General features: G+C 34.9%; 16 protein-coding genes. All 16 read left to right on the top strand.

The features are described from left to right. Positions 1 to 29 precede the first annotated feature (29 nt). The 16 genes from CN601_RS04685 to CN601_RS04610 all read left to right on the top strand — a co-directional run bounded on the left by CN601_RS04685 (position 30) and on the right by CN601_RS04610 (position 21,412). Positions 30 to 3,617, top strand: a complete 3,588-nt coding sequence (locus CN601_RS04685; RefSeq protein WP_098170263.1) for a bifunctional 2',3'-cyclic-nucleotide 2'-phosphodiesterase/3'-nucleotidase — start codon at positions 30 to 32, stop codon at positions 3,615 to 3,617. Between the two features lie 338 nt (positions 3,618 to 3,955). Next, a complete protein-coding gene (locus CN601_RS04680) occupies positions 3,956 to 5,623 on the top strand; it encodes a GspE/PulE family protein (RefSeq protein WP_098170262.1) in 1,668 nt (555 codons plus the stop codon). Between the two features lie 12 nt (positions 5,624 to 5,635). After that, positions 5,636 to 6,670: a type IV pilus twitching motility protein PilT gene (locus CN601_RS04675; RefSeq protein WP_098170261.1), complete on the top strand. Its 1,035-nt coding sequence runs from the start codon at positions 5,636 to 5,638 to the stop codon at positions 6,668 to 6,670. Further along, the gene (locus tag CN601_RS04670; protein ID WP_098170260.1) at positions 6,671 to 7,879 is read left to right on the top strand and encodes a type II secretion system F family protein; all 1,209 of its coding nucleotides are present in this window, start codon (positions 6,671 to 6,673) and stop codon (positions 7,877 to 7,879) included. 66 nt (positions 7,880 to 7,945) lie between these two features. After that, a complete protein-coding gene (locus CN601_RS04665) occupies positions 7,946 to 8,362 on the top strand; it encodes a prepilin-type N-terminal cleavage/methylation domain-containing protein (RefSeq protein ID WP_098170259.1) in 417 nt (138 codons plus the stop codon). 89 nt (positions 8,363 to 8,451) lie between these two features. Beyond that, positions 8,452 to 9,204, top strand: a complete 753-nt coding sequence (locus tag CN601_RS04660) for a prepilin peptidase (protein ID WP_098170258.1) — start codon at positions 8,452 to 8,454, stop codon at positions 9,202 to 9,204. Positions 9,205 to 9,216: 12 nt separating this feature from the next. Beyond that, positions 9,217 to 10,188, top strand: coding sequence for a type IV pilus biogenesis protein PilM (pilM, locus tag CN601_RS04655; protein WP_098170257.1), 972 nt, complete (start codon positions 9,217 to 9,219; stop codon positions 10,186 to 10,188). Further along, entirely contained in the window at positions 10,185 to 10,733 is a 549-nt protein-coding gene (locus tag CN601_RS04650) for a hypothetical protein (RefSeq protein WP_098170256.1), read from the top strand. Before pilM ends, CN601_RS04650 begins: the two co-directional genes overlap by 4 nt. Beyond that, a complete protein-coding gene (locus tag CN601_RS04645) occupies positions 10,730 to 11,404 on the top strand; it encodes a hypothetical protein (RefSeq protein WP_098170255.1) in 675 nt (224 codons plus the stop codon). Before CN601_RS04650 ends, CN601_RS04645 begins: the two co-directional genes overlap by 4 nt. An 18-nt stretch (positions 11,405 to 11,422) precedes the next feature. Then, entirely contained in the window at positions 11,423 to 11,827 is a 405-nt protein-coding gene (locus CN601_RS04640) for a type IV pilus modification PilV family protein (protein ID WP_098170254.1), read from the top strand. A gap of 5 nt (positions 11,828 to 11,832) precedes the next feature. After that, positions 11,833 to 12,261 carry a type II secretion system protein gene (locus CN601_RS04635; RefSeq protein WP_098170253.1) on the top strand — a complete coding sequence of 143 codons (429 nt, stop codon included), beginning with the start codon at positions 11,833 to 11,835 and terminating at the stop codon, positions 12,259 to 12,261. Further along, the gene (locus tag CN601_RS04630; protein ID WP_098170252.1) at positions 12,258 to 13,919 is read left to right on the top strand and encodes a hypothetical protein; all 1,662 of its coding nucleotides are present in this window, start codon (positions 12,258 to 12,260) and stop codon (positions 13,917 to 13,919) included. Before CN601_RS04635 ends, CN601_RS04630 begins: the two co-directional genes overlap by 4 nt. Before the next feature lie 450 nt (positions 13,920 to 14,369). Then, positions 14,370 to 18,494, top strand: a complete 4,125-nt coding sequence (locus CN601_RS04625; protein ID WP_098170251.1) for a S8 family serine peptidase — start codon at positions 14,370 to 14,372, stop codon at positions 18,492 to 18,494. Positions 18,495 to 18,830: 336 nt separating this feature from the next. Further along, positions 18,831 to 19,148, top strand: a complete 318-nt coding sequence (locus CN601_RS04620) for a DUF3870 domain-containing protein (RefSeq protein ID WP_098170250.1) — start codon at positions 18,831 to 18,833, stop codon at positions 19,146 to 19,148. 125 nt (positions 19,149 to 19,273) lie between these two features. After that, complete coding sequence (locus tag CN601_RS04615) at positions 19,274 to 20,359, top strand: dipeptide epimerase (RefSeq protein ID WP_098170249.1); 1,086 nt, start codon at positions 19,274 to 19,276, stop codon at positions 20,357 to 20,359. 21 nt (positions 20,360 to 20,380) lie between these two features. Then, positions 20,381 to 21,412, top strand: a complete 1,032-nt coding sequence (locus CN601_RS04610) for a C40 family peptidase (protein ID WP_098170248.1) — start codon at positions 20,381 to 20,383, stop codon at positions 21,410 to 21,412. The last annotated feature ends 3 nt before the right edge of the window (positions 21,413 to 21,415 follow it).

Below are 21,415 nucleotides of genomic sequence, written 5' to 3'. Positions count from 1 at the left end.
AATCCTAATAAATTACAAGGGGAATTTAAATGAGGAGAAAGAATAGAAGAAATTCGAAAACGTTGTCATTATCGTTAGCATTATCTTTATTAGGCATGTCAGTCGTAAGTACGCAAGCATATGCTACACCTAAGGAAGAATCAATCAATGTTCTGGCATCCAAAAAGGGTCAAGATGAAAAGGATTTAGTAAATTTTCGTATTATGGAAACGACAGATATCCATACAAATTTATTAAATTATGATTACTACAAAGATGCAGCATATGAAAAAGTTGGATTAGCTAAGACTGCTACATTAGTAAAAGAAGCTCGAAAAGAAGTTCAAAATAATGTGTTAGTCGATAATGGGGATTTAATACAAGGAACTCCATTAGGAACTTATGAAGCTAAAATTGATCCTTTAAAAAAGGGCGAAGTTCATCCTGTATTTAAAGCAATGAACATAATGGGGTATGATATTGCAACATTAGGTAATCATGAGTTCAATTATGGATTAGATTTTTTAAATGAAGCTTATAATGATGCTGATTTTCCGTACATTAATGCAAACGTTTACGTAGATGATCATGATAAAAATCCTAATAATGATAAAAACAAATTCAATCCTTATAAAATTATTAATAAAAAAGTAATCGATGAACAAGGGAAGAAGCACGTAATTAAAATTGGCTTCATTGGATTTGTTCCTCCACAAATTAGTGAGTGGGACAAAGCAAATCTTGATGGAAAAGTTATTACGAAAAATATCGTAGAAACTGCTAAAAAATTCATACCTGAAATGAGAAAAGATGGAGCAGACGTTATTGTTGCAATGACTCATTCTGGTTTTAATGCAAATAAAGAAAATACTGAAGATGTTATTTATACGTTAAGTGAAGTACCTGGAATTGATGCAATTACTTTTTCACATACGCATAAAGTGTTCCCTGCAACATCAGAAGCTACTCTTGATGCCTTATTTTTAGGTGCAGATAAAAAGCCATTACCGGGTGTAGATAATTCGAAGGGAACAATTAATGGTGTACCTGCAGTTCAAGCAGGTTACGGTGGCGGTTCATTAGGATTGATTGACCTTACACTTAAGAAAGAAAAAGGAAAATGGTCAGTAGTAAATTCTAAGTCTTCAACTAGAGAAATATACGAAGATGTGAAGGATCCTGCTACAGGTAAAACTATAACAAAAAGTACAGTAGCGCCGGATCAAGAAATTGTAAAGGCTGTTAAACCTAACCATGATGCAACGGTTAAATATGTTAATACACCAATTGGAACAACAACTGATGATATCCATAGTTATTTTTCATTGATCCAAGATGATCCTTCAATTCAAGTTGTAACAAATGCCCAAAAATGGTTTGTAGAAAAATATATTTCAGAAAAGAAACCAGAATATAAAGAATTACCAATATTGTCAGTGGGTGCTCCATTTAAAGCAGGACGTAATGGTGTAGCTGAATATACAGAAATTAAAAAAGGCGATCTAACAATTAGAAGCGCAGGCGACTTATATCTATATGACAATACATTAAAGGCTATTAAAGTAAAAGGTTCTGTTGTCAAAGAGTGGATTGAGATGACTGCAGGTAAGTATAATCAAATTGATCCTACTAAAACAGAAGAACAAGCTTTATTAAATCCAGCTTTCCCTGTTTATAATTTTGATGTAATTGATGGTGTTAACTATCAAATCGATGTAACGAAGCCAGCAAAGTATGATATAAATGGAAAGTTAGTAAATAGCAATTCAAGCCGAGTAGTAAATTTAACATATAATGGACAACCAGTAGATTTAAATCAAGATTTCATCGTTGTAACAAATAACTATCGTGCTGGTGGCGGTGGAAATTTCCCAGGTGTTAAAGGAAGCGAACTTGTAGTAGATTCTGCTGATGAAAACCGTCAAATCTTAATGGATTACATTTCTGAATCGAAAACAATTACGCCAACAGCAGATAACAACTGGTCGATCGCACCAATTAGCGGTAATGTAAATGTAACTTTTACATCATCTCCAAGAGCAGAAGAATTTATTAAATCAGAGAGTAATATTTCTTATACAAATAAAACTGATAACGCAGGCTTTGGAATATTCAAATTAGATTTAGCTACAGCTCCTAAAGAGAATATTAAAGTTCAATTATTGGGCCTAAATGATCTTCACGGTCAGCTTGATACAGATACAAAAGTTACTGTTAATGGTCAAGAATTATTAACTGGAAGCATGGAATATACAGCTGCCGCAATGAAAGAACATGAAGCTGAAAATCCGAATACATTACTTGTTCACGCGGGAGACATGATTGGTGGAAGTCCACTAATCTCAGCGTTATTCCAAGATGAGCCAACTGTTGAAGTGATGGAGGCTATGGGTTTTGATGTAGGTACAGTTGGAAATCACGAGTTTGATGAAGGTATTGCTGAATTAAAACGTATGATTAATGGTGGAGAGCATCCTAATGGTACAAAAGGATATGACGGAATGAACTTTCCAGTTATTGCTGCCAATGCTTATGATTCTTCAACAGGGCAATTAATCACACAGCCTTATGCAATAAAAGAAGTTGGTGGTAAAAAGATCGGTTTTATCGGTGTTGTAACCCAAGAAACACCAAATATGATCGTTAGAAAAGGGAACGAAACGCTTGAGATTCGTGATGAGGTTGAGGCAATAAATCATTATACGGATATTCTAAAAAAACAAGGGATTAAAGCAATCGTAGTATTAGCACATAATCCTACACTTCAAACAGGTAAAGCGGATTTATATGATGCATCTGATATTGCTGAAAAAGTTGATGATGAGGTAGATGTTATTTTTGCTGCTCATAATCATGTCTTTAATAATAAAGAAGTTGATAATAAATTAATCGTACAAGCTTATTCATATGGTTCTGCATTTTCTGATGTAGATTTAGAATTAGATGCAGTTACAGGTGATATTGTGAAGAAAGAAGCAGAAGTTGTAACTGTTTATCAAAAAGACTATACGCCTGACCCAACAATTTCTTCGATCATGAAGAAATACGAGGATTTAATCGCACCAATTAAAGCTGAAATTGTAGGCGATTCGATGCAAAATTTACCAAAAGGATACCCATCTTCAGATAATTATGGTGATTTAGCATTAGGTAATTTAATAGCAGATGGAATGAAAGTAGCTATGAATGCCGACTTCGCAATGATGAACGGTGGAGGTGTTAGAGCACCACTTAATGCTGGCCAAGTTACATTTGGTGATTTATTCTCAATTCAACCATTTGGAAATGTTTTAAATAAAGTAATGCTGAGTGGACAAGATATTGAAACAGTTTTAAATAATCAAATTACAGATAAAGGCTTAGATTTCCATATCGCTGGATTTAAATATACTTGGGATTCTTCGACTAGAAAAGTTGTAGACATCTTCTTTTCAAATGGAAGTAAAATTGATCCAAATGAAGAGTATTCAGTTGTAGTAAACAACTATATGTATGGAAACGTAAAATATGGTATTGGTGAACTTTCAACTAATTTAGAGGTAGGTCCAGAAGATCTTCAAGCAACTGTAGATTATGTGAAATCACTTTCAAGACCCTTCACTTATGAAGTTGAAGGAAGAATTCAAAAAGTAAATTAAGTTTAATATTGAAGAAATGACGTGTGAAATATTGCACGTCATTTTTTTTTGCCCTCAACTAGATTAAATGAAGTTAACTCAATAATGTGTTTAAAATGTATACAATTAAGTGTAGTGTAAATTAAGTTTGGTTATTTTAACAGTTGCATTTAACGTTAGTATCTAAATTTTTTTTAATTGAAAAATGGTAGAAATGATAGAATTTTTAATTCAAATTACCAATATCTGTAGATTGAAACTAAACGGTTAACTGGTTAATATTATTGTATACAATATGTATCTCGGTTAAGCGAGACAGTTAAGCAGTGTTCCATAATGATGGAAAGTAGGTGTACAAAATGGCCGTTCGTAAAAAGAGACTTGGTGATTTATTAGTTGAATCAGGTGTGATTACAGAAGACATCGTTGACATAGCATTACGTGAAAAAGAAGAACATCAAAAGCTTGGAGATTATTTGATTCAAAAAGGATATATTACCGAGCAACAATTAATCGAAGTACTTGAAATTCAATTAAATATTCCACGAGTGAGTTTATATAATTATCCATTTGATGAAAAATTAGTTACTTTAATTCCAAAAGAAACGGCTAAAAAGAACACGATTATTCCTTTGAAAAAAGAAGCTCATAAGTTGTTTGTTGCAATGGCTGACCCGATGGACTTCTTCCTATTAAATGATTTAAGACTTTCAACAGGATTTGCAATTCAACCTGTTATCGCAACAAAGGATGAAATCAAACGAGCGATTAGTAAACAATACGATACTCAGCAAGAGTTAGTTGGGAAATGGTTAGAGGATTCGCAAAAGAAAAAACATGAAGAAGTAATACGAATTGATGAACAAGATGATTCACCGATTATCAAGCTCGTTTACTCAATTTTACAAAATGCTGTTGAACAACAGGCTAGTGATATTCATATTGATCCGCATGAAAAAAACTTAGTCGTTCGTTTTCGAATCGATGGAACGTTAAGAAATGAGCGTGTATTACCTAAAGAACTTCAAAGTGTTATATTAGCGCGTATTAAAATTATGGCTAATTTGGACATTACCGAACAACGTATTCCGCAAGATGGGCGAATTCGTTTACTTGTTGAACTAAAGCAAATCGATTTACGTATCTCAACATTGCCAACAATTTTTGGTGAGAAACTTGTAATTCGTGTACTAGACCGAAACCATTCAATTGTGGAACTTAATCAGTTAGGATTTAGTCCAACAAATCACAACACATTTATGAACTTTATCGAAAAGCCTCATGGTCTTGTATTAATTACTGGTCCAACAGGTTCTGGTAAATCATCCACATTATATGCAGCATTAAACAAACTCAATCACGAAGATGTAAACATCATCACAGTTGAGGATCCAGTTGAGTACCAATTTGAAGGAATCAATCAAGTGCAAGTAAATGCTTCAGTCGGAATGACGTTTTCAACAACATTGCGCTCAATTCTTCGACAAGACCCTAACATCATTATGATTGGGGAGATACGTGATAGAGAAACAGCCGAAATCGCGATTAGAAGTTCTCTAACTGGTCATCTAGTCTTTAGTACATTGCATACGAATGATTCGATTGGGACTTTAACTCGTTTAATGGATATGGGTGTAGAACCATTTCTAGTTGCCTCTGCCTTAAATGGAGTTGTATCTCAACGACTATGCCGACGAATCTGTAAACATTGCAAGGAAGAACGAGAAATTTCTGTAAGAGAACAAGAGATTTTTAAAGCTAGAGGCATTAACATCGAGCGTGTATTTTACGGAAAAGGTTGTCCAGTATGCCAATTAACTGGTTACCGTGGAAGACTGGCGATCCAAGAAGTACTCGCAATTTCAGAAGAGATGAGACGAATTATGGTTAATAATGAGCCAGTTTCGAAGCTTGTTGAGGTAGCACAATCAAATAAAACAACGTTTTTAATCGACGATGGTTTACAAAAAGTAAAAGAAGGACTCACAACAACCGAGGAAATCCTTCGCATAACGACGGTTTCGTAGGAGGCAAAATGAATGTTATCCATTCAGGAAATTTTACTGAGCGCTCTTGAGCAAAAAGCGTCTGATATTCACCTTACCGTTGGAGTTCCACCAATTTTCCGAATTAATGGGCAGCTAATTCGATTCAAGGAAGAGCTAATAGAACCTGTTCATACAGTACAATTTGGAAATGATTTAACGTCTGATGAAGAATGGGAAAGGTTTCAAAAAGACGGAGAACTAGATTTTTCCACAAATTTATATAACATGAGCAGGTTCCGGATCAATGTATATAGGGAACGTGGAAATATTGCATTGGCCATAAGACTTATACCAACAGTAATTCCTGCACTTGAGGAACTAAATTTACCAGTAATTATTCAATTACTTGTTCAAAAACCTCAAGGACTAATTTTAGTAACTGGCCCTACAGGAAGTGGAAAATCTACAACATTAGCAGCAATGATTGATTTTGTAAATAGACAGCAATCAAAGCATATTATTACACTTGAAGATCCAATTGAGTACTTGCATCAACATGGGAAATCAATTATTGATCAACGCGAAATCGGAAGGGATACAAAAACATTTGCAAGTGGGCTTCGCGCTTCTTTAAGACAAGACCCAGATATTATTTTAGTTGGTGAATTGCGTGACTTAGAAACGATTCAAACAGCCATTACAGCAGCAGAGACTGGACATTTAGTTTTATCGACACTTCATAGTCGGAACGCATCCAATACGATTAACCGAATAATCGATGTATTCCCTGAGCAAAAACAAACTCAAATACGAGTTCAACTTGCAGATGCGTTAGTAGGGGTTATTTCACAAAGGCTTGTGCCAAACGGAAACAAAACAAGTAGAACAGCAGCAACTGAAATATTAATCAACAACTCAGCTGTCGCGAATCTCATAAGAACTGAGAAAGTTCATCAGATTGATAATGTACTACAAACAAGTAAAAGTTTGGGCATGCACACATTTGAAATGAATATGAGAGAGTTAATAAAAGCTGGTGCAGTTTCAAAAGAACAGTCTCAGCTAGTTTTGGCAGGTGGCTTGTAGATGACTCAATATCAATACACCGTTAAAAATGTAAAAGGTGAACGAAAAAACGGTCAGATCAAGGCCAATTCTCAAAGAGAAGCTTACGGATTATTGAGAGAAAAACAATATCGTGTCCTTTCCTTAACTGAAGTACCGGAAACAATTTGGACAAAGGATTTATCTTTTAACCAATCTGTTAATCAAAAAGACTTTGTTATTTATTTACGTCAATTTTCAACTTTACTAAAGGCAGGAATTACGATCGTGGATGCAACTAATATCCTCGCAAAACAAACAAATAGCAAAGTATTACAAAAAACTTTATACGAAATTCAGGAGAGTCTACAGCAAGGAAATGCATTATCAGAAGTGTATGAGCAATATCCACACATCTTTAAAAAACTATTTACGAATATGATTCGAGCTGGTGAAGTAAGTGGAACGATTGCTGATACGCTTGAACGATTAGCTGATTATTACGAAAAACAGTTACGAACTAAACAAAAGGTAATGGCAGCCATGACATATCCTGCCGTAATTGCAATCATTACAACGTTTGTTGTGTTCTTTCTCTTGTTATTTGTTGTCCCAACATTTGTTAATATGTTCAACGATTTAAACGCAACACTTCCTGCAATTACGATTTGGGTATTAACCGCAAGTAAATGGATTCAACAAGATTGGTGGTTAATTTTGTTACTAGTCATTATAGCAGTCGCGGGCTTATTGCTCATTAAAAAACAACCAAAAGGTGCTTATCTATTAGATGTCATACTGTTGAAGATCCCAATTTTTGGGACATTGTTTCAAAAGGCTGCGATATCAAGAATGACGTCTACACTTGCTTCCTTATTTGCAAGTTCAGTCCCAATTCTAGAAGCAATTGAGATCACTGAGAAAGTAGTAGGAAATGAAGTAGTAGCAAAAGTTTTAAATGAAGGAAAAACATCACTTGAAAGGGGGGATTCATTGGCAGAACCAATGGAACAACATTGGGTCATTCCACCGTTAGTAACGCAAATGATTGCGATCGGGGAAAAAACTGGTTCACTTGAATCATTGTTAACAAAAGTATCTACTTTTTATGAAAATGAAGTAGAAGCAGTCGCAGAACAATTAAAATCATTAATTGAGCCTGTCATGATTGTATTATTAGCTAGTGTAGTTGGATTTGTTGTATTAGCAATTATGATTCCTATGTTTGACATGTTCAACCAAATCCACTAACACAATCGAAAGTACTAAAAGAGCAACAATATAAAAAATATATATAAATGGAAAGAGGAGAAATAAATGTTAAAAAAATTAATCAAAAATGAGCGCGGGTTAACTTTAGTTGAATTATTAGCAGTAATCGTTATTTTAGGAATCATTGCAGCAATTGCAATTCCAAGTATTGGGAAAGTAATTCAAAATTCACGTGAAGATGCAGTAAGAGCAGACGCAATCCAAGTATTAAATTCAGCTGATTTATATATCTCAAGCAAAGGTATTCCTGCAGACGGTTCATTAGATGCTGCTGATTTAGGAACTTATGTAAAAAATACTGATAAATTAGATACTGGTTGGACAGTTAATGTTTCTACAGATGGAAACACAGTAACATTTAATGGTAAAGGTCATGCTGGAAGCCAAGTAATCACATTTACAAACGCAAGCGTAAAAGCTATCAACAGCGATAATGGTAATGGTTCACATACAATTCAATAATATTCAATAAATGCTAGACCCACCCGATCAAACCGGGTGGGTTTTACAAAGCAATATTAAAAACAAAACTAGTAGAAAAGGTGAAACAGATGCTAATCACGATGGGATTTTTATTTTTAGTTGGTATTACATTTGGTTCATTTTTTGGTGTGGTTGGTTTGCGCATACCAAAAAGTCAATCAATCATAAGGCCGGGTTCTTCGTGTGACAACTGTCATCGCCAATTAGGTCCGCTAGAATTAATACCGGTTGTTTCATACTTATTTCATAAAGGTAGATGTCGCTTTTGTCAAGTAAAGCTCGCTCCAATGTATTTAATTATTGAGCTATTAACTGGTGTGTTATTTGCCTCACTTCCATTCGTAACAAATTGGAGTGAAGAAACGATTATTGTTCTGACATTAGTTTCCTTGTTTGTCATCATAACGGTTTCTGATCTTGCATATATGATTATCCCAAATAAGGTGCTTGGATTTTTTTCAGTTCTCTTTTTGATCGAACAGTTAGTGGTGCCAAGGATTTCATGGTTAGACGCCATCTTAGGGGCTGTTACAGGATTTGCGATCTTACTTCTAATAGCGTTTGTAAGCCGTGGAAGAATGGGCGGCGGAGATATTAAATTGTTCGGATTAATAGGTTTTGTTGTAGGAGTTAAACTTGTGCTTCTTACATTGTTTCTTTCTTGTTTCATCGGTACGATTGTCGGAGTCAGTGGAATGGTAGTTGGCAAACTAAAAAAAGGACAGTATATTCCATTTGGTCCATCTATTTTTGTAGGAACAATCATCGCTAGCATTTATGGTGAAGCTTTAATCAATTGGTACCAACAATTTATTTTATAAAGGAGAATCCCTATGTTTGGTTTACGTTTATCGAAACAATCCTCATCTGTTGGGATTGAAATAAAAGAGCATGTCATTCGATTCGTTGAATTACAATCGAAAAATCCGCTTGTTGTGAAACAAATGGGTGAAAGACTGATTCCTGAAGGCTTAATTGAAAATGGTGAAATTAGTGATTTAACTCAATTTAAACTTATTATAGAAGATTGTATTGATACGTGGAAACTAAAAAAGAAAAAGATTACATTTTCGGTATCAGACGAACTTGTTGTTGTAAAAAAAATTACAACACCAATCGATTTACATCCTGAGGAACTAAGAGGATATCTATATTTAGAGCTTGGAGAAAGTATTCACCTTCCTTTTGAAGATCCATCAATTGACTATGTAATCTTAAAAGAAACAAATGAAGGTCGCGAATTATTACTGATCGCTACGCCAGAACAAACAGTTTTAGCAATTTCGTCTATTTTTGAAGAAGCAAAAGTAGATCCAATTGCTGCAGATATTTCACCACTTTGTTTTGACAGATTACATTATCATGTAGCAACTGATCGTCAAAATGAAACGAGTCTACTTGTTCAGTTGGACGTCTCATCAACAACGATTAGCTTATTTGAAGAAAGAGTTCCTGTATTTATGCAATGCGAACCAACTTCAATTATACTAAGTCAATTTGATGAATTATCGGAAGCTTGGAAACAAAGAGGGTCTGACATTATGAATGGATTTGATCTTGTTATCGGGATGATTGAACGAATTCTCCATTTTTACCGTTTTACGTTATCAGAAGGAAATGAATGTAAAAATATTAAACTTGTTGGGGACCATCCATTTTTGACTACTTTCTTTGATATGTTAAATGAACAGATTGATCTGCCAACTGAATTAGACAGTCACACGATAAAAGATATAGGTGGAGAGTTAGTTCCAATGAAATATCAACTTGCTATCGGGCTTTCTCTTAAGGAGGTGTTAGCTTGATCGTTAACATTAACTTACTCCCAACTAGAGAAGGAAAAAGTAAAGCAAATTGGCTAACAATTATTCTTTCATTACTCATATTATTGATTGGCAGTGCTTCGTTTTTAGTTTTGACAAACAAAGCTACTAATTCAACGGCTATTATACAAAGTCAAATTGACCAAACTACCATTGTAATTAATCAATTGCGAAGCGAGCAATCAAAAAACTTAGTAAACCAAGCTCAAAATGGAATTGAAGAACAACGTGCAGTTATTGAACAAACGGTTTTGACATCAAAATTAATCAAAGATAGTTTGAATGGATTAACAGGTGGAGCCGAATTAACGAATTTTCAATATGAGCAAAATACAGTAACAATATCGATTATAGTTCCTACCGAACGTGAAGCTGGGGTATACGTACAGAAAATTCAAAAGTTAAAATGGGTCTATGATGCGAAGATGGTTTCACTAATCAAGCAGGAATCTAATAATTATTTAGTAAGCTACTTAATCGACATTAACCAATTAAACGTTCCGAAGATGAAAGGAGTCGACAAATGAACACTGCATATTCGAAAAAACAACTCCTAATTTTAGTCGTCAGCTTATTAATGTCGTTCGGAATAGTATCGGGACTGTATGTAATGGTGTATCAGCCTGCGAAAAAAGGCTTCAACTTTGCCAATACAACACTAGACCAAAAACGTAAAGTGCTCGCAAACCTAAAGGCAAATCAGTCAAACTTGAGTGATAAGCAGGTTAATCCTATAGATGAGAAGTTATATGCAGATAAATTTCCAACTGATTTACAGTTAGAAGCATTTCTTACTGAAATTGAAAGCGCAGAAAAAGCATCCGGAATTACAATCAATAAAATTGAGCAACAAACAGATTCAACTGAGAATACAGCCGTGAATCAAAGCGACAATGCAACTAACCAACAAAATCAAAGAACAACTATTCAAAAAACAACGTTTACAATTCAGCTCGACAGTCCTTCAGTATCATCGTTTTATTCTTTTTTATCAAATCTAGAAGCGTCTAAAAGATTGATTCAAGTGACAAACACGGCTTGTAACGTAACAATACCAAGTCAAGCGCAAATCAAAGCTGAGAATCAATCATCCGAGCAAATTCAATTGGAATCACAAGAGAATGTATTACAAACGCCGGTCCAAAAAAATCTTGTACAAGCATCTGTCACAATTAGTATTTTTGAAAATAAACAATAAAAGTGGAGGCGAGAGAAGATGTTAATTTCCAATGATGAAAAGGGTTTTACGCTAACTGAAATTCTCGCATCCGTTGTCATATTATTTTTAGTTCTAATTACATTTTTTGCTATTTTTACTCAATCTTCTCTTTTTACTCATAAAAATGATGAAAGCATTACGGCCGACAGTCTAGTTGAACAAGTTAGCCAGGTGATTCGTTCTGGTGATTTACAGTCGATCCAACCACTGGACACACGCTCTAAAAGCTTACTAGGTGTTGATAATAGTTTGCACTTTCTTAATAATGCTAAATTCAGTTTACAGTTGATTCCAATTGACCAAGCAGGAAGCCAATCATTGCAGACCGTAAAAATAAACATTCTTGACCAACAGCAACAAGTAATTGCTACTACGTATTGCTATCTTGACCAAACAAGGTGATGAACATGAACAAGAAAATTAAACTAATAAAGAATGAAAGAGGCATCACACTGGTCGAATTACTGGCTGCAATATTGTTGTTTTTTACTTTCATTGGGATTATTTATGCTGTGTTGATACAGTCAACAGACTTGTTTCACTCTGAAAGTGGACAAATACAACTACAACAAAAAGCAAATACGATTGAGGCACAATTAGATAGGTATTACCGAAAAAACGGTGCATTTAGCGTAACGCAGACAGCTGATAGTGTTGTCATTAGCAGTAATGGTGAGCAACGAAAATTTAGCATTCCTGGCTATTCGATTCAAATCACATCGACTGACAAAAATAATACTACTTATCAATCAAAGGTAGTCACGATTACTTTGCGGGGAGCAAATACGTATAAGTACACTACCACACTATCACGGTTAAATGAGGTGAACCAATGAAAAACGAAAAAGGCTATACATTGTTGATCGTACTATTAGTCGTCACCTTGCTTTCGCTATTTAGTCTTGTTTTAATTGGTAGCAACCTCAATACAGCAAAGCAATTAAAAGCGACGAAGCAATCTAAATTAGCAGTTAATTTAGCTGAAATGGGAATCACTTATGCAAAAAAAACAGTTGAAAAGGAAGTAGGCTCTCTTGATTTAACTAGTCTTTCTAAATCGGTTCAACAAGCTAATCCTAATAAAAGTGCAGATGAGTTAGCAGTACTACTAAATACAACAATCAATAATCAAATCGTTGGTAAATATTCGAACGTGCAATTACCAGTAGAAAGTAATACAATCAATGTCTCTATTGCAAGTCAGTCTCTTTCTAAAGATGCAATTATATTATCTGTAAAAAGCATTGGTTCAGTGAATAATCTTGAGAATTACACTATTCAAGCTGAAGTAGCGATTCATACATTATCCATGATGTCTAGTTCAGGTGGTTCATCAAATGACGGTTCAAGTAATGATTCAAGTAATGGTTCTACTGGAGGAACAAATACTTACAATGATCCTAAAAATTTCTCGAACTGGGATACTATCAAAAATGATATCGTAAGTAGTTCAGTTTTTCCTTCAATTACAAATAAAAAGCCTGGTGCTACTTATAGTGGAGTCAAAGCATTTCCAACAACAGATTTTTATAGTGAAGTAATTCTATTATCTGGCACTGAATTTACTGTCAATGGTGATGTGAAAATGGATGGTAATTTTAAAGGGGTGAGTCCAAAATCAGTAACGATTAATGGAGCAGCAGATTTTAATTCCATGAATATGGTTACAACTCAAAGCTTTCACGTGACAAGCCATGCAAAGTTTGCAGGCCCACCTACGTTTACTTCTAGTAACGTGACGATTGATGGTAATGGTCTATTTTTTAGTGGGATGACAATTGATGCAAATCCGATCACTAGCCCAACAACTCTTACAATTGGTGGAAAACTATGGACAAGAAGTCCTACAACGATACGTAATAGCGAATTGGATGTGAAAGGGGTATCGAGCTCTTTAACTGCTACGATTATTGATGGAGGTACTGCTAATTTTGAATCATATGCAGCAATGAATCAGCTACTAATTGATCATGCATCTAAGACAGTCAGGACTCGAGATTTATATGTGGGTAACATGAGTATAAACTCTTCGGAACTAGTTGTAGATGGCAGTTTACGTACAGATTGGTCTAGCTCACCGATTCAAAGTTCTAATATCACTGTGAATGGAAATGTATACTCCAATAATATTACATTTGGAAAAGATGGCATCATGACGATAAAGGGGAATGCTGAATTTGATACGGTTACAATGGATCACCATGATGGGCTCCTCGTAATTTACGGAAATGCAAAGATTAATCGTTTCCAATTTAATAAGCAAAATAAAAGCCGAGTCATAATTTACGGCATATCGAACCAAGCGACACTTCCTAAAGATGAAGCATGGGATAATTATGATTACAAAGTTGTAAAATCAATTGACGAATGTGTTCAAGTGCCAAACAATAATATCGTTTATTTTATCGATGCACCTCCACCTGGAAGTGGACAGGAAACATCTGATTTTAACCTTTCTATTTCATCAATTGACCTACAACATGTTAAATATTAACTATTAAAAACCAAAGACATTCAAAGTGTTTTTGGTTTTTTTGCTTCGTTAAGTTGTAATTTAAATCAAAAATTAATATTTTAAGTTTTCTTTATAAAGTTCTAATTTATTTGTAATTTTTTGAATATTTACCCAATATTTTCTCGAAAAATAACGGAATTTCGACAACGATTATTACAAATTTCTAAAAAATAAAACAAAATTTTATGTTAATAAAGCTATAAAAATATTAATTTGTATTAAAATCTTTCTTAAAAATGAGTAATGAAATGCATCAAATCCCCCAATTTACTCTTTTTAAAGATACATATACAGTTAAATTATATGTAATTAATATGTGGGGGGAAGTGGAGAAGGTAAGTTTATAAGTTCTGATTTCTGAATATTTAAAATCTTAAATGATACGATTTGAAAATTTTATGACTTTAATAGTTGGGGAGAGTAAACAGAATGAAAAAGAAGTTTATTAAAAAAGCTACATCCCTTGCACTAGGGGTAGGTTTAGTTTCAACAAGTTTATCAAATCAAAATTTTAGTTTCCATTATGTAGTGCATGCTGCTAGTAAGGCAGCTGTAAACAGTACAAAAGCAGAACAAATCTTAGCATCACTTACTAAAGAAGAGCGAGATGCACTGACAAAACTTCAAGCAACGGACAACAATGGACTCCAAGGATTTGATGAAAAGGATTTACAAGATGATCAAGAAGTCTCAGTTATTGTCGAGTTTAAGTCGATGCCTGAGAAGGTTGCTGTGCTTGATGCCGCGGTAGAAGGGAAAGCATTATCAGATGCTCAAGCCGAAGACAAGGTTGACGAGGAACATACTACTTTTGAAAATGATCTTAGTAGAATTTTGCCTTCTGCTAAAGAAAAAGGTAGTAAAAAATCTTATAAAATAACTCGTTCTTTTAAAACAGCATACAATGGTGTGGCAATGAGCCTACCTGCAAACGAAGTAGAGTCACTGCTTCAGTCTGGTGCTGTAAAAGCTGTTTATAAAAGTACTACTGTTAAGCTCGAACAACCGATCGAATCAGATACTAGTAATGAAGAAGAGTCTACTAAAAGAATAGAGAGCATTCCATTTCTTGGGGTGGACAAGTTACATAAAGAGGGAATCACAGGGAAAGGCGTAAAAGTCGGCGTAATTGATACAGGTATAGACTATCACCACCCAGATTTAAAAGATGCATTTAAAGGTGGATATGATTTTATAGATAATGATAATGATCCAATGGAAACTACATACGATGATTGGATAAAGGCTGGAAGTCCAGTGCCTCCGGAAGGTGCTACAACCTATTATACTGATCATGGTACTCATGTTTCGGGTACGATTGCTGGGCGAGCAAAAAATACTAGTGGTATAGCTGTTAAAGGGATTGCACCTAATGCTGACTTATATGGATATCGTGTTTTAGGACCATATGGGACAGGCGGAATCGATGCAATTCTAGCTGGAATTGATCGAGCGGTTTCAGACGGAATGGATGTAATTAATTTATCGTTAGGAATCGATATGAACGATCCGCAATATCCAACGAGTACAGCGATTAATTATGCAGTACTTAATGGTGTTACAGCGGTTGTATCTGCAGGGAATAGCGGACCTAGTTCTTATACACTTGGTTCGCCAGGAGCAGCAGCATTAGCGTTGACAGTCGGGGCTAGCAGTACTCCAATATCTGTCGCAAAATATACAGGAACTTTAGAAGGTGTATCAGACAAAGCATATAATTTAAGCAATCTTTACTCAAACTTTATAGCAGATCTTAAATCATTTGATAAACAAACAATTGATATTGTTGATTTAGGAATTGGACAAGAATCAGATTATAAAAATAAAGACGTAAACGGAAAATGGGTCTTAGTGAATACAGGAACAATCGGAACGCAAACAAAAGTTATTTCTGCAAAAGCACATGGAGCATTAGGAGTAATAGCGTATAACAATATACCAAATGCAGGTCCATCGAGCTTTGTAAGAGAGGATCAAAATTTTATTCCGACATTTAGTTTGAGCTATGAGCAAGGCTTGGATTTTAAAGCACAGCTTGCTGCTGGTCATAACAAATTAACTTTTAAAGATTACACTGAAGGATTTACAGATGGTGACAAGCTGGCTTATTTCAGTTCTCGCGGACCATCACGCCAAAATTATGATATAAAACCGGAAATTACTGCACCAGGTGTAAGTGTTTTATCAAGTGTTCCTGCTTACGACATTTATAAAAATGATCCATCAAATTATCAGTTTGCTTATAATCGAATGTCAGGTACATCGATGGCTGCTCCACATGTAACAGGGATTTCTGCATTGTTACTTCAGGCAAATCCCGATCTTCAGCCAGGTGATATTAAGACAATTTTGATGAATACTGCCAAACCATTAGCTGACAAATATAGTGTATTTGAAGACGGAGCAGGACGAGTAGATCCTTATCGTGCTGTACACACAGGTATGGAAGTTATAGTGGAAGATAAAACACCTATTATGATTAATGGAAAAACAGTCAACATATCTGAGGAAACCGGGGGATTAAGCTTCGGCAGTCTTTATGCAGGTGAAGATAACTCAGTTAAGAAAATACTTAACTTCAAAAATATTGAAAACAAAACGAAGAAATTTGATGTTGAAGTGAATTATCAAACAGATGTTGCTGGATCACTTGACGCAAGTGCTAATGATGTGAAATTAAACGTCCCAAATGTTATTTCAGTACAAGCTTTAGAATCTAAAAAAGTAGCAGCAACAATCAAAGTACCAGCGACAGCTAAAGCAGGCATTTATGAAGGCTATTTAATTATGACAAATCAGGCCGACAAAAATGAACAATATCGAGTACCATTTAGCGTTAGAACAACTGAAGAAGGAATCGATTCATCTTCACTTTCTTCAAATGTAATCTCACCATACCAATTACAAGAGACAGTAAACAGCTCAGCAACTTGGCAGGTTAGATTAAATTTTAAATTAAAGTCTCAAATGAAATGGCTCGATTTAGTAGTTGTAGATGGAAAAACTGGCAAGGATATAGGTTTTTTAGAATCTATTCCTGCAGACACTTTATATGAAAATACGAATTATTTTGTAGAAAGAGTATTTGAAGGTAAATACTATGAGTTTACAGGTGATCCAGCTAATCCAATTTCGTCTAAAGTAAGCTATGCAAAACCTGGATATTACAAGATTAAATTGATTGGTACTAGTGAACGTGATCATATTTCAACATCTTCAAGTGATATTTATGTAGACCCATATAGTCCTACAATCACAACATCTTTAGATGGAAATGAAGCTCCTGTTGTGTATGAATATCAACAAGGACAAAAAACGGTTCCTCTTCAAATTAAAGTAGTAGATGATGAAGTGAATAAGATGGCGGCAGCGGGATTCAACTTAAATCAATCGGTTAATACTTTCAATTATTCTATTAATGGAAGCCGTAATCCTGTTCTTCCTGTAAGTTCAGATAGCGTGGTAAATTATGACGTGCCAATTAGTGAAACGACTCCTTTCATAAAATTTACTCTGAATGGATTAGACGGGGCGAAAAATACTTCTCAGAAGAAAAATTACTATTTTGTTAAAGCTGGCACTCCTTATGGGACAGTTAAGACCGATAAATCAACTGTAAAAATGGGTGATACGGTAACTGCAACTCTTAATTTGAATAATGCACAAAAAATTAAATCAGCAGAGTGGACTTTAACGAACATCGGACAAAGCTTTGATATTGTAGAAGCAAAAGGAAATGAAGCACTTAGTAATTATGGTGATTACCAGGTGACTGTTACAACGACAGGTAACACGTCAAAAGTGAAACTCGTTTTAAATGGAACAAATTCAATTAGCGGAAACTTACCAGCTATTAATTTGAAATTAAAAGCGAAGGAAACAGGATTTGCATTAAGCACATCGATCAACCCAACATTATCTTGTATAGACGATGTAGGCAAAACGACTTCAGTCTCTTCAACGGGTATGGATTTTCAAATACAGCCAAACTTCTCAGAAATTTTTGGGACATTAAAAGCATATGGCTTAGCATTAACACCTGATTGGACTAAGACAGGCGCAACCATTAGAATAATCGATTCAAAAGGTAATGTGTACGATGGTACATCGACGATTACTAGAGCTGGCGACTACCGTATCTCAAAGCTTCCGATTACAGATCAACCATTCACTTGGGAATTGAAAGTACCTGGACATTTCACAATGAAGCGTCAAATTCAAATAGGGTTTGATAAGAACGGAAACGTCTCTGGGCAGCTTCTATTGTACTACAATGGCATAGCTGGATCATTTTATGATTATGGTGTCTCAGGCGACGTGAACCAAGATAATGTAGTTGATGTACTTGACGCATTGTATATTCAGACATATTGGGGTACGAGTAAACGAGAGGCAGATATTAATTTCGATGGAAAAGTTAATGCTAGAGATATTGAATATCTTGAATTAAATTATTTAAAACAAAATAAGGATGTAGATAATGCACCGAAGCCATTAAAGAAATATAAAGCAAGTACTTTAGAAAGCGTTAAAAGTGCATTAGGTATTCAATAGGATTTTAGCTCAATAGTACGAAAGAAAAACCACAAGGTAGATTAAATATCTTGTGGTTTTTACCATTTAAAGGGAACTAGTACATTTTAATCAACTAAGAAAATCTATTTTAATAGAATCTGTGAAAAATTAGTCAGTTGCTAATCCTTACTAGTAAAAAAGTAAGGGGTATATATAGTTCACATTTCCTTTATTGTAACTGAATATTCATAATATATTGTCAAAACTTGATTCGTATATTAGTATTGTTTGTAAGCGAATACATATCTCGTTGCCAGTTTCTTCCTTCGTGGTTGGAATTATGCACGGTATACCTGTTTTGCGGGAGGAAAAAAATTGTACAATAAAGATACTATTTACATTATTGGGGATGCAAAAACTTCATCCAATAATCCGATTATGCAAAAATATAATGCTTTTTTTATTGGTTTGGTCGTCGATCGGACAAGTCATTTAATTATCGATGCGGATTGTTCTGCTACTATTGCATTAACCTCATCCTTTGTGAAGCATTTATTCGAAGGGCAATCAATGCTAAATGTAGATCGAGTAATAGACGAAATTAGTTCACGTTATTTTGGTTCATCCCAAAAAGCATTGACTGTAGCGTTTAAAAATGCACATATAAAATATAAGCAAATAATTGAATCTTAATGCTGCTTTATCTATTCTCGTAGATGAAATCCAGCTATTAGTAGGGAAGTTTCCTTTCTAATAGCTGGATTTTTTATTTAGTAAAACAATTGGAAGTTTATCCTCATTTAGAAAGGAAAAAAACGATGATTATTCAATCGATACAAGTGCAAACAGAAGTTTTCCCTTTAAAAAAACCATTTAAAACAGCTCTTCGGACAGCTACCGAAATCGAGAACGTTTTTGTTTACGTTCAGTTGGAGGATGGAATCGTCGGAGTAGGAGCTGCAGCACCGACACTAGCTATTACTGGAGAATCGAAGGAAAGTATTGAAACGATATTAAAGTCAGTTCTTACACCACTATTAGTAGGAAGGGATATTCGAAATATCAATGAAATCTCCCTATTAATTGAGCGCTCTTGTGTGGCAAATACAAGTGCAAAAGCAGCTATGGAGATAGCGCTATATGACGCACTATGTCAGCATCTTAATCTCCCACTCTATCAATATCTTGGGGGAAGAACGAATCAATTAAAAAACGATATGACTGTCAGTGTTGGAACAGTGGATGAAATGTGCCGTGATGCTAGTCAAAACATCAAGGACGGATTTTCTACTTTGAAAATTAAAGTTGGAAAAGAGTGGGCAAAGGATGTTCAACGAATTATGGCGATTCGAGAAATAGTCGGCAATGATGTTGCCATTCGTGTAGATGCCAACCAAGGATGGACCCCACGACAAGCCGTTTCCATTATCCAAGAATTGGAACAGTTGAATGCCAATTTAGAGCTAATTGAGCAACCAGTCAAAGCAGGTGATATTGATGGACTGAAATTTGTTAAGCAGAATGTCAAAACACCAATTATGGCTGATGAAAGTCTTTTTTCTCCGGAAGATGCAGTTCGCCTAATTAAAGAAGAAGCAGTTGATCTTCTAAATATTAAGCTGATGAAAACAGGGGGAATTAGAAGAGCAATGCAAATTGCAGATATAGCTGAAAGAGCGAATATTCCTTGCATGATTGGAAGTATGATGGAAACTTCAGTCTCGGTAATTGCAGCAGCGCATATTGCTACTGCTCATCCAAATATTCAAAAAATCGATTTAGATGCTCCACTTTGGTTAAAGAATCAAGAGTTTGATGGAATTGAATTTATAGGGGATGAAGTCCATTTATCATCTCTACCTGGTTTAGGGCTTAACCGAAGATTATCAAAAAGTCTTCGTTAAAATATGGAGAGGAGTTTTACGATGAAAAAAACAAAAAATTTAATTTTGAGTTTATGTGTTGCAGGTACATTACTTTCCACAATGACAACCCAATCTTTAGCAAATACGCAAGAAGAACTTACTCCGGGTGAGACAGCCTACGTAGATGTGTCTGTTTCAACTCAATGGACAACAAATGGTAGATTCCAAGTTAGAGATATTGATGCACCATCTTTAAGTAATCCAGTTGATCCGCGCCAATGGTCTGCTAATATGGAGGATACTGAAACTCGACGTTGGCTAACAAGTTATCTTGAAACTCAAGCAATATACGGTACAAAAGTAACTATTTTAGAGGAGTCGGGTGACTGGGTGAAGGTAGCTGTTGATGGACAACCTACTCCACGTAACGAACTAGGCTATCCTGGTTGGATGCCAAAAAGACAATTAACTACAGATGATCGATTAGAGAATTATTCGGATAGTCCATTTATTATGGTATCAAGTCAAACAGCTTGGTTATATGATGGAAAAGCACTAAATCATAAGTTTATGGAGATTAGCTTTAATACACGCTTACCTGTTGTTAAAGATTTTGGAAATGTCGTGATGGTTGCAACGCCAGATGATGGGAATAAATTTATTAAAAAAGCAGATGTGTCCGTATATCAAAATGAAAATCAATTTCCTAAAGCAACTCCTGAAAATTTAATCAAAAAAGCGAAACAATTCTTAGGATTACGCTACCTATGGGCTGGAGTATCAGGATTTGGATTTGATTGCTCAGGATTTACATCTAGTTTATTTAAGTCATTTGGTGTAACAATTCCACGAGATTCAGGACCTCAATCTAAGGGTGGAATAGAAGTCAAAAAAGATGAAATCCAACCTGGTGACCTTTTATTCTTTGCAAGTAACAACGGAACTGGATCTGTCCATCACGTGTCAATGTATATCGGAAATGGTTTAATGATTCAAGCTCCAAATGCTGAGCGAAATGTGGAAATTATTCCATTAAATACAAAAGGGTATATTGAAGAATTTTCTGGTGCTCGCCGTTACTGGACAGAATAATCA

The organism is Bacillus sp. AFS017336, assembly GCF_002555445.1.
Taxonomy (GTDB): domain Bacteria; phylum Bacillota; class Bacilli; order Bacillales; family Bacillaceae_G; genus Gottfriedia.
Note: the sequence above shows the minus strand (reverse complement) of the source record. Positions and strands in the feature narration are given on the sequence as shown.